This is a genomic window from Streptomyces sp. NBC_00038 (assembly GCF_026343635.1).
GTDB lineage: Bacteria > Actinomycetota > Actinomycetes > Streptomycetales > Streptomycetaceae > Streptomyces.
This window is the reverse complement of the sequence record NZ_JAPELQ010000001.1, coordinates 4,227,266-4,242,767: the sequence shown is the minus strand read 5'-3', so window position 1 is coordinate 4,242,767 and position 15,502 is coordinate 4,227,266. Positions and strand designations below refer to the sequence as shown.

At 70.9% G+C, this 15,502-nt stretch carries 11 protein-coding genes; 8 read left to right on the top strand and 3 right to left on the bottom strand.

Annotation, left to right across the window (positions count from 1 at the left end; genetic code table 11):
- Nucleotides 1-2: 2 nt before the first annotated feature.
- A complete protein-coding gene (locus OG219_RS19235; protein WP_266828146.1) occupies nt 3-1,373 on the bottom strand; it encodes an ABC transporter substrate-binding protein in 1,371 nt (456 codons plus the stop codon).
- Here OG219_RS19235 and OG219_RS19230 point away from each other — a divergent pair.
- Complete coding sequence (locus OG219_RS19230; RefSeq protein WP_266828145.1) at nt 1,372-1,533, top strand: hypothetical protein; 162 nt, start codon at nt 1,372-1,374, stop codon at nt 1,531-1,533. The genes OG219_RS19235 and OG219_RS19230 overlap by 2 nt on opposite strands.
- Before the next feature lie 593 nt (nt 1,534-2,126).
- Here OG219_RS19230 and OG219_RS19225 read toward each other — a convergent pair.
- On the bottom strand, nt 2,127-5,804 hold the full coding sequence (locus OG219_RS19225; protein ID WP_266836146.1) for an FHA domain-containing protein: 3,678 nt from the start codon (nt 5,802-5,804) through the stop codon (nt 2,127-2,129).
- Nucleotides 5,805-6,244: 440 nt separating this feature from the next.
- Between OG219_RS19225 and OG219_RS19220 the strand changes: the two genes are divergently transcribed.
- The 4 genes from OG219_RS19220 to OG219_RS19205 all read left to right on the top strand — a co-directional run bounded on the left by OG219_RS19220 (nt 6,245) and on the right by OG219_RS19205 (nt 11,832).
- The gene (locus OG219_RS19220; protein WP_266828144.1) at nt 6,245-7,942 is read left to right on the top strand and encodes a serine/threonine-protein kinase; all 1,698 of its coding nucleotides are present in this window, start codon (nt 6,245-6,247) and stop codon (nt 7,940-7,942) included.
- Nucleotides 7,943-8,068: 126 nt separating this feature from the next.
- A complete protein-coding gene (locus tag OG219_RS19215) occupies nt 8,069-9,310 on the top strand; it encodes a serine/threonine-protein kinase (protein WP_266828143.1) in 1,242 nt (413 codons plus the stop codon).
- Nucleotides 9,311-9,602: 292 nt separating this feature from the next.
- Nucleotides 9,603-10,709: a peptide chain release factor 2 gene (gene prfB / locus OG219_RS19210; protein WP_266828142.1), complete on the top strand. Its 1,107-nt coding sequence runs from the start codon at nt 9,603-9,605 to the stop codon at nt 10,707-10,709.
- A gap of 304 nt (nt 10,710-11,013) precedes the next feature.
- Nucleotides 11,014-11,832, top strand: coding sequence for a hypothetical protein (locus OG219_RS19205; RefSeq protein WP_266828141.1), 819 nt, complete (start codon nt 11,014-11,016; stop codon nt 11,830-11,832).
- A 148-nt stretch (nt 11,833-11,980) separates the two neighbouring features.
- Here the strand turns inward: OG219_RS19205 and OG219_RS19200 are convergent, their stop codons facing one another.
- Nucleotides 11,981-12,172: a hypothetical protein gene (locus OG219_RS19200; RefSeq protein WP_266460813.1), complete on the bottom strand. Its 192-nt coding sequence runs from the start codon at nt 12,170-12,172 to the stop codon at nt 11,981-11,983.
- A 385-nt stretch (nt 12,173-12,557) separates the two neighbouring features.
- Here OG219_RS19200 and ftsE point away from each other — a divergent pair, with 385 nt between their 5' ends.
- The 3 genes from ftsE to OG219_RS19185 all read left to right on the top strand — a co-directional run bounded on the left by ftsE (nt 12,558) and on the right by OG219_RS19185 (nt 15,463).
- Nucleotides 12,558-13,247, top strand: coding sequence for a cell division ATP-binding protein FtsE (gene ftsE / locus OG219_RS19195; protein ID WP_266460816.1), 690 nt, complete (start codon nt 12,558-12,560; stop codon nt 13,245-13,247).
- Between the two features lie 46 nt (nt 13,248-13,293).
- On the top strand, nt 13,294-14,211 hold the full coding sequence (gene ftsX / locus OG219_RS19190) for a permease-like cell division protein FtsX (RefSeq protein WP_266460820.1): 918 nt from the start codon (nt 13,294-13,296) through the stop codon (nt 14,209-14,211).
- Nucleotides 14,212-14,278: 67 nt separating this feature from the next.
- The gene (locus OG219_RS19185; RefSeq protein WP_266828140.1) at nt 14,279-15,463 is read left to right on the top strand and encodes a S41 family peptidase; all 1,185 of its coding nucleotides are present in this window, start codon (nt 14,279-14,281) and stop codon (nt 15,461-15,463) included.
- The last annotated feature ends 39 nt before the right edge of the window (nt 15,464-15,502 follow it).

Genomic DNA, 15,502 nt, shown 5'->3' with positions numbered 1-15,502 from the left:
CGTCAGCTGCTCTTGTACGCCTTGGCGGCGTCGGCCTCGAGTTTGCTCTGGGCGCCCGCCACGTCCGATGGGTTCTTCAGGAAGTCCTGCAGGTCCTTCCACTCGCCGACACCCTGCGTGCCACCGAAGGCCGCCGGGGCCTGGTCGGACATGTCGAAGCGGAAGTCGTCACCCGCGGCGAGCAGGGCCTTGGCGATGTCCCGGGTGACATCGTCCTTGTAACTGGCCTGGTCCATCTCCTTGTTGGGGGAGAGGAAGCCGCCCTGTGCCGCCCAGATCTCGGCCGCGTCCGTCGAGGCGAGGAAGGTCATCAGCGCCTGGGCGCCCGCTCCGTCCTTCAGCGCCACGGCGACGTCGCCGCCACTGACCACCGGGGCCTGGTCGCCGACCGCCGGGAACGGGAAGACCTTCGCGTCCGTGCCGACCTTCGCCTTCGTGTCCGCGTTGATGTTCGCCGTCACGAAGTCGCCCTCGAAGACCATCCCCGCCGGGGTGTCACCCGAGAACGTCTGCGTCACCGACTTCGGGAACTCCGTCTGCAGCGCGCCCGAGCGGCCGCCCGCGATCAGGTCGTCCTTGCCCCACAGCTCGGCGAGCGTGGTGAGCGCGGCCTTGACGGAGGGGTCCGTCCACTTGATCTCGTGGGCGGCCAGCTGGTCGTACTTCTCCGGGCCCGCCTGGGAGAGGTACACGTTCTCGAACCAGTCGGTGAGGGTCCAGCCGTCGGCTCCGCCGATGGAGACGGCGGGGGAGCCGGCGTCGGAGAGTGTCTGCGCGGTGGCGATGAAATCCTTCCAGGTGGTGGGGGTTTCGGTGATGCCGGCCGCTTCGAAGGCCGCGGTGTTGTACCAGACCAGGGACTTGTTGGCGGCCTTCACGTAGATGCCGTACTGCTTGCCCTCGTACGCGCCCAGGTCCTTCCAGCCCGCTGAGAAGTTCTTGTCCAGTTGGGCCTGGGCGTCCGTGCCGATGTCCTTCAGCCAGCCCTTGTCGGCGAACTGGTGCAGGACGCCGACCTGGGGGAGGAACGCGACGTCCGGGGGCTTGCCGCCCTCGATCTTGGTACCGAGGAATGTGGAGGTGTTGTTGCCGGTCGGCACGAAGTTGACCGTGGCGCCGGTGCGCTTCTCGAACTCGTCGAGGACCTTGGTGAAGTTGGCCTGCTCCGGGCCGGTCCAGACCGCCGCGACTTCGAGGGTCTGCCCGTCCAGCTTGGGGAGTTTCACGGTGCTTTCTGCCGGGCTGCTGCTGTCCGTGCCGCCCGTGTTGTCGTCGCTGTCGCCGCCGCATGCGGTGAGTGTGAGGGCGCCTGCGATGACCGCGGCCGCGGTGGCTTGTGCGGCTCTGCGTGACCTGTGGTGTGTCGAGCTCATGGGCGACCTGCGTGTACGAATCCTGCTGCGCATCTTTGCCCCGTTCATCGTTCCTCGTCGAACGTCCGGCGCTGTCCCGTGCGGTCTGGTCTACGCCCGTGTCTGCGAGGGCGGCAAGAGCGCCGACGCTGTCAAGGTAGCGATCGTGACCGCGTCGTGACGTGTTCTGGCGGGGGCGCCTTGTGCCGGGTGGTGGGTCGGGGGCGTGCCGGTACGTCCGCCCGTCGCCGCCGGATCAGACGTTGGGCGAGGAGGGGAGCGTCCGGTGACGCGGGCGTACGCGACGGGCTTTGGACGTACCGGCACGCCCCCTTGCGCCGGTGGAGTGGCTGCGGGCCGTCTCGGCTTGCGGCGGCTGCGGTGCTTCCCTTACGGGTCCCGGCCGGTGGGTCTTCGACGGGTTCGGTGCCGGGTCGATCCCCCGCCCACCAGTGGGCGCACCATCCAGCCCGTCCGCCGTCCGAGGACGGGGCGATGCCTTCCCGATCCCCACCCGACCATGGTGGCCGCATCCTTCAGCCTCAGGGAGGCATATCCGGCCCGTCCGCCGTCTGAGGACGAGGTGATGCCGTCCCGATCCCCACCCACCCGTGGGGGCTCCGCTCTTCGGCCCGGGTAGGCACCATCAGCCCGTCCGGCGTTTGAGGACGAGCCCTTTGGGCGATTGGGGGTCTGGGGGCGGAGCCCCCAGGTACGGGTTGGGTAGGGGCGGAGGGGGCGAAAGGAAATGGCGTTGGCACCGGTGCCGGGGGGTTAGAGGAGGGAGGGGACCTCGGTGGCGGATACGGAGCGGGCGGCTCGTTCCAGGGCGCTGGCCAGGAGGGCCAGGTCTGTGGGGCCGTTGCCGAGTTCTCGGACGGGGCGGCGGGCCGGGGGGTCGCCCATGCGGTGCCACTCCAGGGGGACGACCGTGGGGCGGAGGGTGGCTGTGCGGGGGATACGGCCCGTGACCCGCCCGGCCTGGAAGGGCGTGACCCGTCCGTCGGGGGCGAGTAGGTGACCCCGCCCGGGAGAGGGTTCGTCCGGCCCCTGTGTCGGCGACACCGCGTCCAGCGTGACCCGGATCGCCGCGGCACGGGCGAGTTCGGAATCCGCGGTACGCCCCTCCACCCCGGCGGCCGCCACGAGATGCACCCCGAGCCGCTCCCCTTCACGGGCAACCGCCTCCAGCGCCCGTACGACCGACCCGGCCGAAGGCCGCCCCAGCGACCCCAGCGCGGGGGAGAGCAGCGCGTCCAGATCGTCGACGACCACGACGAGCCGGGCGAGCGGCGGCCCCGGCTCCGTACGCTCCCGCGCGGCTGCCGGCCGCAGCCGCAACGTCGAACTGGGCGGCGCATCGAGATCCCCCGCGCCGGAGGACCCTCCACCCGCCGACCGCTGCGTGACCATCCGCCCCGACACCTCGCGCCGGGTGTGCCACTCCGTGAAGTCGAGCCGGCCGAGCAACTCCGACCGCCGCTTCAGTTCGGCGCTCAGGGACTGGGCGAACTCCCGCATCCGTACGGGGTCGTTGGCGGCCAGGTGCGTGGTGACATGAGGGAGGTCCGTACAGACGCGCAGCCCCTCGCCATTGCCCCCGGTGCCGTCCCGGCCGTCTATCAGGACGATCCCCAGCCGGTCCGGGCGCTCCGCGGCGGCGAGGGACGCGGCGATGGAGCGCAGCAGTTCCGTACGGCCGCTGCCCGACGGGCCCTCGATCAGCAGATGCGGGCCCTCGGCCGCTAGGTCCACGCAGACCGGCCCACGCGGCCCGGCACCGAGCACGGCCCAGCCGCGCCCGCCCAGCGCCTCCGCGTCGTCGCCCGCGTCCGCCCAACGTGCCATCAGCGACGCCGGGGTGGCCCGCGCCAGCCCCAACTCGTCAAGGAGCCGCGCCACATGAGGCAACGGCACGGACACCCGCGTATGCCGCTCCCCTTGCGCACCATCCGTACGCAAAGGAGCCAACGCCCGCGCGAAACGCTCCGCCCACGCCACCGACACCGCGTCGACCGCGGCGACGGTGCCACGGCCCACGGGGCCACGGGGCATGTGTCCGGGGGAGTGGGTGTGGTGAGGGGGGTGAGAAGAATTGAGGTGTGCGGGGGTGGGGCGGAAGGATCCGGCGTGCGTGGATGTGGATTCGGCGGGCGCCGAGTTGCCGTGCGTGGGTGCGTGTGGGGATCCGTCGTTGTTGCGGACGGTGCGTGCCGAGCCGTCTTGGGACGGTTCGCCGCGTGTGGGCCCGCTGTTCGTGGATCCGGGACGGGTCGACTCGGAGTGCCCGGCAGCGGAGTGCGTGGCCTCAGGGCCTTCAGGGGCGCCCTGCGCCACCCGCAGCAACCGCAGCGCCGTGGCCACATCCCCGCTGAGCAGCGCGACCGCCCCGCACTCGCGGAACGCCGGTGACGTCTCGCACGCCGCCTCGTACGTGTCCCTCACAGGGGACGCGGGTGATGCCGATGCCGTCTCGGCGAGGCAGATGACATGGATGCCGGCCCGTGAACCCTCGTGTGCCAGCCGTGCCACGGACTCGCGTACGTCGGCTCCGCCGGGGTCGCCGTCCACGACGACGACCGTGTACGGCCCGTCGAAGGCGCCGTCCGCGGGGTCTTCGGCCCGGGCCCACGAGGGCCGTCGGGCTCCGCCGCGGCCTTCGCCTTCACGGGGAGCGCCCGGCGTCTGCGGGTGGTCCTCCAGTCGGCGGAGGAGTTCCTCGGTGCGGGCCGTGGCCTGTTCGCGGTCGTACGCGACAAGGAGGCGGCAGTCCTGGCCGTGGGTGGGGCGCAGGTGGGGGAGCCAGCCGAGCCAGGACCACTCGGCGGTGCGTTCCTCCACCGTGCGGGAACGGTCCGTGCTGATCAGGACGATCTCCAGCGCGTCGGGCGAGTGCAGCGCGGCGAGCTGCGCCACGACCGCGCGGGCCAGCCCCGTGAGGCGTTCCCGCGGTCCGGCGAGGCCCAGTGCGCCGGCCTCGCGCAGGTCGGCGGTGACCGGCACGGCGGGCAGCAGGCCGGAACCGTCGGGTGCCGCCCGGTCCGCCGTACCCAGTCGTACCGTCAGTGCCTCCGGGTGCCCCGGGCCGCGTTCCCACAGCCTCGGTCCCGGACCCAGCGCGGTGAGCAGCAGGGCCGCGGGGTCGGGCCAGCTCTCCGGTGACCGCGTCACCGGTGGGGGGTCCTCCTCCGCGGCGGCTTCCCCGTCGTCGTACGGGTCCTGCCCGGCTCCCTGCGGCTCCGCGCGCCCGCCGGTCAGGCGCCGGGCCCATGCGCCGAGTCCGCTCCGTTTGCGTACGCCCGACGGCACGTCCGTACCCCGAGGAGGGGTGCCCTTTCGTGTGCCCGTGGCAGAAGCGCTCGTGGCAGAAGCGCCTGACGTGGAAGTGCCTGTGCTGGAAGTGCCTGTGCTGGAAGTGCCTGTGCTGGAAGTGCCTGTGGTGGAAGCGTCGTCGGCAGCGGTCGGGTCGCCTGGGGCGCTGCCGGTGTCGCGGGGGGCCGCGGTCGCACTGGAGGGTCTGGAGGGTCCCCTGGTCTCGATCCGGGGCGCGCCGCCCTGTTCCGGTACGACCGGACCGTGGTCCTGTGCCGCCGGGACGCCGCCCGCGGCACCCCACTCGGCCGATCCGTAGCCGTGATGTGTGTCTCCCTCGGGCGGGAGCGCGCTGTCTCCGGCCGCCCCGGTGGCCGAGGTCGACGTCCGGGCCTGGGAGGCTCCGCCCACGCGCGCGTGGGGCACGTTCGCCGTCGGTGCGGGGCGGGTGCGTTCGGCGCCGTCGGCGTGAGCGCTGGCATCCCGCGTATCGCCGTGGACCGTCACCCGGACGTGCCCCTCGCCGTCCGGTGTCGTCCCCACGGACCCCGTGACCCCGGGCGGAGCCAGCCTCAGGGCCGACTCGCCGACGCGCAGGAGCGCCCCCGGGGCGAAGCGGACCGGGCGGGTGCCCACACGGGTGCCGTTGAGCGTCGTGCCGTTCGTGGAGCCGAGGTCGGCGACCGAGACGCGGCCCTCGGGGGTGACCGTGACCGCGCAGTGCAGGCGGGAGACGTCGGGGTCGTCCAGCGGTACGTCCGCGTCGGCGGAGCGGCCGATGCGGATCTGGCCGCCGTGCAGCAGGTGGACGCCGCCCGCGTCGGGGCCCGCGATCACCTGGAGCTGGGCGGCGACCTCGTCCACGTCGGGACCGGGCTCCGCGGGGGAACCCAGGGACAGCACGGCGCCGTCCGTCAGCGGTGGCTCGCCCACGGTGCAGCGCTGGGCGTCGAGGCGCTCGGCGCCCGCGTACAGCACGACCTGGCTGTCACTCCCCCCGACCGCCGAGGCAAGTGCCGAGGCCACCGCTGCCAGCGCCGTCCCGGCGGGGGCGGTGACGAGCACATCGCAGACCGCGGCTCGCCCCCGCGGCTCCGAGGGCGGGCCCAGCGGGTCTACGACGGTCAGCCGGATCTGCATCGCCGTCAGCGGTCCCTTCCGCGCGTGTGTCCGCGACGAGGAGAGGCTGCGCTGGTGTCCCCCCACCGCAGATTCCCCCACCGCACACGGGCACGTCGGCCAGTACTGGAGGCATCCTCGCACCTGCCACTGACAACACGCCCGCCACCCACCCTCAAGTGATCTTGATTGGTCGGCTCTGCCCGTAAAAGTTCCTGACCAGTGCCCTACCCGTGCCGGAGCGGTGCCCGCTTGAGATCGGTCACGTTCGCGTCTCGGCAACCAACCGACCGGACCGAGCGTCTTTCCATCGAACATGTACGGCAACTGGTACGTAAGCGACTATGAGGCGCACGGGATGCGGGGGGCAGCACAGCAGGACGACAGCCCAGTGCTATGTACCTCGGCACTACAGTGGGTCGGAATGAGCAGGCGAGCAGCAAGCAGCAGGGAGCCATGACGTGCGGCCGGTAGGGAGCAAGTACCTCCTTGAGGAGCCGTTGGGGCGCGGCGCCACAGGCACCGTGTGGCGCGCCCGCCAGCGGGAGACGGCAGGCGCCGAGGCGGCCGTCCAGGGCCAGCCCGGCGAGACCGTGGCGATCAAGGTCCTCAAGGAAGAGCTCGCCAGCGACCCCGACATCGTGATGCGGTTCCTGCGGGAGCGCTCCGTGCTGCTCCGGCTGACCCACCCGAACATCGTGCGCGTACGCGATCTCGTCGTCGAAGGTGATCTGCTCGCGCTGGTCATGGACCTGATCGACGGTCCCGACCTGCACCGCTACCTCCGCGAGAACGGGCCCCTCAGCCCTGTCGCCGCCGCCCTCCTGACCGCCCAGGTCGCCGACGCGCTCGCCGCCAGCCACGCCGACGGCGTCGTCCACCGCGACCTGAAGCCGGCGAACGTCCTGCTCATGCAGCAGGGCGGCCAGATGCACCCGATGCTGACGGACTTCGGCATCGCCCGGCTCGCGGACTCCCCGGGGCTGACCCGGACCCACGAGTTCGTCGGCACGCCCGCGTATGTCGCGCCCGAGTCCGCGGAGGGGCGTCCGCAGACGTCCGCCGTCGACATCTACGGGGCCGGCATCCTGATGTACGAGCTGGTCACCGGGCGTCCGCCGTTCGGCGGCGGGTCCGCGCTCGAAGTGCTGCACCAGCACCTGAGCGCCGAGCCGCGCCGCCCGTCCACCGTCCCGGATCCCCTGTGGACCGTCATCGAGCGCTGCCTGCGCAAGAACCCGGACGAGCGGCCCAGCGCCGAGAACCTCGCGCGCGGACTGCGTACGGTCGCCGCCGGCGTCGGTGTGCACGCGAGCTCCGCGCAGATCATGGCCGCGGAGGGGGTGGGTGCGATGCTCGCCCCCGACCTGTCCCCGGCGACCGTCCCCGGCATGCCCGGTGCCGCCGACCCCACCCAGGTGCTGCCGCAGGGCGCGGGCGCGTATGACCCGAACGCCGCGACCAGCTACCTCCCGCACACCGGTGCCGCCGACCCCACCGCCGTACTCCCCAATCGTGGCGCCGCCGACCCGACCGCCGTCATGCCTCCCGTGCCGCAGAACCAGCCGGGCGGGCAGGGCGGCCCCGAGGACCCGCACCCCTGGCAGAACCAGCTGCGGGCGGCCCGCGACCGCAACGAGGCGACGCAGGTCCAGTACCTCGACCCGAACGAGGACCCGCTGCGCCGCCGCCCCCAGCGGCAGGTCGCACGGCCCCAGCAGCGCCCGCAGCAGCAGCGCCCGCCGCAGGGACAGCAGCCGCCGCCCGGATACGGATATCCGCAGCAGCAACAGCCGCAGCAGTACGCGCCTCAGCACCAGCAGCCACAGCGTCAGCAGCCTCAGCCGCAGCACCAGCAGCCTCAGCGGTACGCGCCCGCGCCGCAGCAGCCTCAGCAGCCCGCGCCGCGTGAACCGCGCGAGCCCCGGCAGCGCAGTGCCAACCCGATGAAGATTCCCGGGCTCGGCTGCCTCAAGGGGTGCCTGTTCACCGTCGTCATCCTCTTTGTCGCCGCTTGGCTGATCTGGGAGTTGAGTCCCCTTCAGGAATGGGTTGGCAGCACGAGGAGTTTCTGGGGCCAGCTGACTGAGATGTACGACACGGTCTCCGGGTGGGTCGCGGACCTCGGCGGAGGTTCCAGTGGGACTTCCGGGCAGTAATCCGGGACTTCTGGGGACCGAGTCTGGGGATTTGTCGACACCTGGCGGGTGATTTCCCGCTCAGGAGTGAAGGTTGGCTCTTCGGACGCGTACTTTTAGCGACAACACGCGTCTGTAGGAGCAGCCTTGGCACGGAAGATCGGCAGCCGGTACACCGCAAACCAGATTCTGGGGCGGGGCAGCGCCGGCACGGTGTGGCTGGGTGAGGGGCCCGACGGGCCCGTCGCCGTCAAGCTGCTGCGCGAGGACCTCGCGTCCGACCAGGAGCTCGTGGGGCGGTTCGTGCAGGAGCGCACGGCGCTGCTCGGGCTCGATCATCCGCACGTCGTCGCCGTACGCGACCTCGTCGTCGACGGCAACGACCTCGCGCTCGTCATGGATCTCGTCCGCGGCACCGATCTGCGCACCCGGCTCGACCGGGAGCGGCGGCTCGCCCCCGAGGCCGCGGTCGCGATCGTGGCCGATGTCGCGGACGGGCTGGCGGCGGCGCACGCCGCGGGGGTCGTCCACCGGGACGTGAAACCGGAGAACGTGCTGCTCGACATGCAGGGGCCGCTCGGCCCCGGCGGCTCGCACCCCGCGCTCCTCACCGACTTCGGTGTGGCCAAGCTCATCGACTCGCCCCGGCGGACCCGGGCGACGAAGATCATCGGCACGCCGGACTATCTCGCGCCCGAGATCATCGAGGGGCTGCCGCCCCGGGCCGCCGTCGACATCTACGCCCTCGCGACCGTCCTGTACGAACTCCTCGCCGGATTCACGCCCTTCGGCGGCGGACACCCCGGGGCGGTGCTGCGGCGGCATGTGACCGAGACGGTCGTTCCGCTGCCCGGGATCCCTGACGAGCTGTGGCAGCTGCTCGTGCAGTGTCTGGCGAAGGCGCCGGCGTCGCGGCTGCGGGCGTCCGAGCTGGGGGCGCGGTTGCGGGAGCAGCTGCCTCTGCTGGCCGGGATGCCGCCGCTGGACGTGGATTCGCCGGACGCGGAGTCCGAGGACGAGGGGTACGAGGAGGCTGCCGAGCCGTCTGCTCCGCGGGCTCCGGCGGCGGCTCGGCGGGGGGCTGTGCCGCTCGTGCCGGGGGGTGTGTCCGACTCGAACCGGGACACCCATACGTCGATGCGGGTGCCGGGGCCGGACGAGCTGGCGGGTGGGGCGCGGGGGACGGCTCGCGTTCCGCGGGCCGCGGGGGCGCCGCGGCCCGGGTCCGCGCGGCATCGTGCCTCCGCCCGGAGGCGGCGGATCACTCTCGGGGCGGCGGCTGTCGCCCTCGTCGCCGCGGTGGGCGTCGGGACGTGGCTCGCCACCTCGGGTGACGACGCGGGGGCGACGCCCCAGGACACGAAGAACTCGGCGCCGGCGTCTCCGTGAGCTTGGTTTTTCTCGCCCCCTCCGCCCCTTCCCGTCCCTTGTTCCTGGGGGCTGCCGCCCCCAGACCCCCGCATCGCGCTGACGCGCTCGTCCTCAAACGCCGGACGGGCTGAAAGATCTCCAGCTCCGGCCGGGTAAGGGTTCAGCCCCTCCGGCGTTTGAGGAGCGGGGTCTGGGGCGGAGCCCCAGGAAGCAAGGGACGGGCAGGGGCGGAGGGGGCGAAAAACCACCCCCCAGCCCCGCCCCGGACCGAGCGGCCGGCCCCGGTTGTCGTAGCCGTTACGCTGGAGGCGTGGCAGTCGTCGATGTATCCGAAGAGCTCAAGTCCCTCTCCTCGACCATGGAGTCGATCGAGGCCGTCCTGGACCTCGACAAGATGAGGGCAGATGTCGCCGTGCTCGAGGAGCAGGCGGCCGCGCCGTCCCTGTGGGACGACCCGGACGAGGCGCAGAAGATCACCAGCAAGCTGAGCCACCTCCAGGCGGAGGTCAGGAAGGCCGAGGCGCTGCGCGGGCGTATCGACGATCTGAGTGTGCTCTTCGAGATGGCCGAGGAGGAGGACGACCCGGACACCCGCGCCGAGGCCGAGACCGAGCTCACGGCCGTCAAGAAGGCGCTGGACGAGATGGAAGTCCGGACCCTGCTCTCCGGCGAGTACGACTCCCGCGAGGCCGTCGTCACCATCCGCGCCGAGGCCGGCGGCGTCGACGCCTCCGACTTCGCCGAGAAGCTCCAGCGCATGTACCTGCGCTGGGCCGAGCGCCACGGCTACAAGACGGAGCTCTACGAGACCTCGTACGCGGAAGAGGCCGGCATCAAGTCGACCACCTTCGCCGTCCACGTCCCGTACGCCTACGGAACGCTCTCCGTCGAGCAGGGGACCCACCGGCTCGTCCGGATCTCCCCCTTCGACAATCAGGGCCGCCGCCAGACGTCGTTCGCCGGTGTCGAGATCCTGCCCGTCGTCGAGCAGACCGACCACATCGAGATCGACGAGTCCGAGCTGCGCGTGGACGTGTACCGCTCGTCAGGACCGGGCGGCCAGGGCGTCAACACGACCGACTCCGCGGTCCGCCTGACCCACCTCCCCACCGGCATCGTGGTGTCCTGCCAGAACGAGCGCTCCCAGATCCAGAACAAGGCCAGCGCCATGAACGTGCTCCAGGCCAAGCTCCTTGAGCGGCGCCGCCAGGAGGAGCAGGCCAGGATGGACGCCCTCAAGGGCGACGGCGGCAACTCCTGGGGAAACCAGATGCGTTCGTACGTCCTGCACCCCTACCAGATGGTCAAGGACCTGCGCACCGAGTTCGAAGTCGGTAACCCCGAGGGCGTGTTCAACGGCGAGATCGACGGCTTCCTCGAGGCCGGAATTCGCTGGCGCAAGCAGCAGGAGAAGTAAGCGGGTTCATTAACGCCGCTTTGTCGACAAGGCAACTGCCGTCACGTGGACGGCAGTTGCCTTTTGTGTGTGGGATGTCTGGGTTTTACATCACAGTCACATGACTCACGGCAGGCAAATGATGTTGATCCGGACATCGCTCGCGCAACGACCTTGACGTTGCTTTGAAAAGTGGGGATGGTAACGCGTGGCATGCGTATCTCTGGGGCGCATGTGAACCGGGGGGCTTGAGCGAAGCCACCTGTGACGCCGTGGCCCCGGGCGCTGTTCCATTGACGAATTAGCTACTGGGGGTAGCAGCCGAATGACGAAGAAGACGCGGATCCGTGTGGCACGGATAGCCGCTGGTGCCGTGATCGCCGCCGGTGCCTCGCTGACCGCAGCCGGAGCCGCTTCGGCCCTGGACGTCGACGTTGTAGCAGGACCGCTCAGCGTCAGCGTTGACACTGGCACCAGTGACGACGACGGCACCGACGACGACTGCCCGATCGGTGTCTGCACCGACGGCGGCACGACCGGTGACACGACGACCGGCGGTACGACCGGCGACACGACCACTGGTGGCACCACTGGTGACACGACCGGCGGCACCACGGGTGACACGACGACCGGTGGCACGACTGGTGACACGACCACTGGTGGTACGACCGGTGACACGACCACCGGCGGTACGACCGGCGACACGACGACCGGTGGCACCACTGGTGACACGACCGGCGGCACCACGGGTGACACGACGACCGGTGGTACGACCGGTGACACGACCACCGGCGGTACGACCGGCGACACGACCACTGGTGGCACCACTGGTGACACGACCGGCGGCACCACGGGTGACACGACGACCGGTGGCACGACCGGTGGTGACGACTCGACCGGCGGTACGACCGGTGGCACCGACCCCGACGGTGGCAACACCCCGGTCGAGCAGGGCGAGGGTTCCTCGTCCCTGACCGACACCGGCACGGACACCTCGGCCCAGGGCTCGGGTGGCGAGCTGGCCGAGACGGGTGCCGCCGAGACCGGCTTCCTGCTGATCGGCGCCGCCACGATGATCGCCGGCGGTATCGGCTTCCGTCTGCTGCCGCGCCTCATGGGCGGCCGCGGCGGTGCCGTCGCCTGACGCACACGCGCGTAGGAAGGGCCCGGAGCGTCACGCTCCGGGCCCTTCTCATGTCGGCTCTCGTGTCCGGCTCCCGTGTCGGCGGGCGCTCCGGGCCCCTTTCAGGCCGGGGGCGCGGTGGCCGCCGTAACGCCGGAAGCCGCGGGTCTCACACCGTCTGGTGGGCCACCAGTGCCAGTGCCGCGATCAGCACGGCCAGCAGTGAGATCAGTGCCATGGGGTTCATGCCCGCGAAGGGGCTCTCCTGCTGAAGCCGCTCCCGGTTGGCCCGGCAGACGCGGCAGCGCCCTTCGCTCACGGGTGCCGCGCAGTTCGCGCACACCAGTCGGTCGTACGTCATGCGCTTGCCCTCCTTGCGCCGGCTCTCCGCGTACATAACGCTGCGGGGAACGCAACCGTTCCCCCTCCACTGTGCCAGGTTCCGCGGATTTCGGCGCGGTTCGCCTTATCCTGCCCCGGCGCTCCGCTGGTTAGGCCGTGAAAAGAACGCTTCCGGAGGGGTGGCTGGGCTTCGTCCCGCGGCTGCGGCCCGGATGTGGTTGCTCGCGCAGTTCCCCGCGCCCCTATGGGGCGCCTCCTGCGAGGCGCCTCGCAGGAGGCGCCCCGGTACCAAAGAGACGTACAAAAACGCACAAGCCACACGCAACCCCGACCGGCGACTGCGCTGGCACACCCGGTTCGCGTATGGTCACGCACACCTACCCCCGGCGACCCGTGGTGCATCCGTGATCCGATTCGACAATGTCTCCAAGGTCTACCCCAAGCAGACCCGCCCTGCTCTCAGGGATGTCTCCCTTGAGGTGGAGCGCGGAGAGTTCGTGTTCCTCGTGGGGTCCTCCGGCTCCGGAAAGTCCACCTTCCTGCGGCTGATCCTCCGCGAGGAGCGGACCAGCCACGGCCAGGTGCACGTCCTGGGCAAAGACCTCGCGCGTCTCTCCAACTGGAAGGTGCCGCAGATGCGCCGCCAGCTGGGGACCGTGTTCCAGGACTTCCGGCTGCTGCCGAACAAGACGGTCGCGGAGAACGTCGCCTTCGCGCAGGAGGTCATCGGCAAGTCGCGCGGCGAGATCCGCAAGTCCGTGCCCCAGGTGCTCGACCTCGTCGGGCTCGGCGGCAAGGAGGAGCGGATGCCGGGCGAGCTGTCCGGTGGTGAGCAGCAGCGCGTCGCGATCGCGAGAGCGTTCGTGAACCGGCCCAAGCTGCTCATCGCCGACGAGCCGACCGGAAACCTCGACCCGCAGACCTCCGTCGGCATCATGAAGCTGCTCGACCGCATCAACCGGACGGGCACGACCGTGCTGATGGCGACGCACGACCAGAACATCGTGGACCAGATGCGCAAGCGCGTCATCGAGCTGGAGCAGGGCCGTCTCGTCCGCGACCAGGCGCGTGGCGTCTACGGCTACCAGCACTGACCGCGACTCTCCCGCACCTGTCCATGGAAAGGCCTGAGTAGACGCCATGCGCGCCCAGTTCGTCTTGTCGGAGATCGGAGTCGGTCTCCGCCGAAACCTGACCATGACCTTCGCGGTCGTCGTGTCGGTCGCCCTCTCGCTCGCCCTGTTCGGCGGCTCGCTCCTGATGAGCGATCAGGTGAGCACCATGAAGGGCTACTGGTACGACAAGGTCAACGTCTCGATCTTCCTCTGCAACAAGAGCGACGCGGAGTCCGACCCCAACTGCGCCAAGGGTGCGGTCACCGCCGACCAGAAGAAGGAGATCCTCGCCGACCTGGACAAGTCCACGGTCGTCGACAACGTCACCTACGAGTCGGCGGACGCGGCCTACAAGCACTACAAGGAGCAGTTCGGCGACTCCCCGCTGGCCGCGTCCCTCACGCCGGACCAGATGCAGGAGTCGTACCGGATCAAGCTGAAGGACCCGGAGAAGTACCAGGTCATCGCGACCGCCTTCGACGGGCGTGACGGCGTGCAGTCCGTGCAGGACCAGAAGGGCATCCTGGACAACCTCTTCGGGCTGCTCAACGGCATGAACTGGGCCGCCCGCGCGGTCATGGCGATGATGCTCGTCGTCGCCCTGATGCTGATCGTCAACACGGTGCGCGTCTCGGCGTTCAGCCGACGGCGCGAAACCGGGATCATGCGCCTGGTCGGCGCCTCGGGCTTCTACATCCAGGCGCCGTTCATCATGGAGGCCGCCGTCGCCGGGCTCATCGGCGGCGGGGTCGCGTGCGGCTTCCTGGTCATCGCGCGGTACTTCATCATCGACCACGGTCTGGCCCTGTCCGAGAAGCTGAATCTGATCAACTTCATCGGCTGGGACGCCGTTCTGACGAAGCTGCCGCTCATCCTGGCGACAAGTCTGCTGATGCCCGCGCTTGCCGCGTTCTTCGCGTTGCGCAAGTACCTGAAGGTGTGACGCATGCCAAGGGGGCCGTACTGCCAACCGGCGGTGCGGCCCTTCGCGTTGTCCTAGACTCACCGGCATGTCAGGCCGTGACCTGTTCTGTCAGCCCCGCCGCATCCGCCGCGGGGCCGCCCTGACATTGCTTTTCGCCAGCGTCTTCGTCGCCGGCGCGGCAACGGGATCCTTTCCCGACCCCGGCCGGAAAGCCACCTCCTCTCCTTCCTCCGCTTCTTCCGGGGACCGTTCGACGCCGGCCAGCGACCAGGAAGAGGTCACCGAGGCCGCCGAGAAGGCCATGGCCGACGGGAAGTCGCCCATGGAGGCCGCCGAGCGCGCCGTGAGCCGCAGCGGCGACCGCTGGGGCGCGGTCTACTCCCAGGGCGAGTACGAGGAGTTCGAGGAAGCACTCGACGGCCAGTACACCGGCGTCGGACTGTGGGCCAGGCGCGAGAGCGACGGACGTATCGAAGTGACCCGCGTGCAGAGCGGCTCGCCCGCGGCTGCCGCCGGGATCCGCAAGGGCGACCTGCTGCGCAGCGTCGACGGCGAGAAGGTCGACGGCCGTCCGGTGACCGAGGTCGTCTCCTTACTGCGCGGTGACGCGGAGGACGCCGCCGCCGGTACGGAGGTCTCGCTCGGTCTGGAGCGGGGCACGCGCGCGTGGAGCGAGACTCTGCGCCGGGCACTGCTGTCCACCGACTCCGTGACCGTGAGCAAGCTCGCCGACGGCGTCACCGTGATCAAGGTCGACGCCTTCACCAAGGGCGCGGGCGATCTCGTACAGGCCGCGGTCGCCCAGGCACCGCAGGGCTCCGGCATCGTCCTCGACCTGCGCGGCAACTCCGGCGGCCTGGTCACCGAGGCCGTCACCGCCGCCTCCGCCTTCCTCGACGGCGGCCTCGTCGCCACGTACGACGTGGACGGCGATGAGCGCGCCCTGCACGCCGAACCGGGCGGCGACACCACCAGACCCCTGGTCGTGCTCGTCGACGGCGGCACGATGAGCGCGGCCGAACTGCTCACCGGCGCCCTCCAGGACCGCGGCCGCGCGGTCGTCGTGGGCTCCCAGACCTTCGGCAAGGGCTCGGTCCAGATGCCGAGCCGGCTGCCCGACGGCTCCGTCGCGGAGCTGACCGTCGGGCACTACCGCACCCCGTCCGGGCGCGGCGTCGACGGGCAGGGCATCACCCCCGACCTGGACGTGGACACGCAGGCGCTGGAGCAGGCCGAGACGGTGCTCAGCGGGCTCGGGGACCCGTCGTAGCCGACCGGCGCATCTCTCGCGTAATCGGCTTTCCCTCCC

What these genes read in the sequence shown, in the direction of transcription:
- OG219_RS19230 (WP_266828145.1), top strand. Translation starts at nt 1,372, where the DNA reads ATGGGCGACCTGCGTGTACGAATCCTGCTGCGCATCTTTGCCCCGTTC.
- OG219_RS19235 (WP_266828146.1), bottom strand. Translation starts at nt 1,373, where the DNA reads ATGAGCTCGACACACCACAGGTCACGCAGAGCCGCACAAGCCACCGCG.
- OG219_RS19225 (WP_266836146.1), bottom strand. Translation starts at nt 5,804, where the DNA reads ATGCAGATCCGGCTGACCGTCGTAGACCCGCTGGGCCCGCCCTCGGAG.
- OG219_RS19205 (WP_266828141.1), top strand. Translation starts at nt 11,014, where the DNA reads ATGACGAAGAAGACGCGGATCCGTGTGGCACGGATAGCCGCTGGTGCC.
- OG219_RS19200 (WP_266460813.1), bottom strand. Translation starts at nt 12,172, where the DNA reads ATGACGTACGACCGACTGGTGTGCGCGAACTGCGCGGCACCCGTGAGC.
- ftsX (WP_266460820.1), top strand. Translation starts at nt 13,294, where the DNA reads ATGCGCGCCCAGTTCGTCTTGTCGGAGATCGGAGTCGGTCTCCGCCGA.
- OG219_RS19185 (WP_266828140.1), top strand. Translation starts at nt 14,279, where the DNA reads ATGTCAGGCCGTGACCTGTTCTGTCAGCCCCGCCGCATCCGCCGCGGG.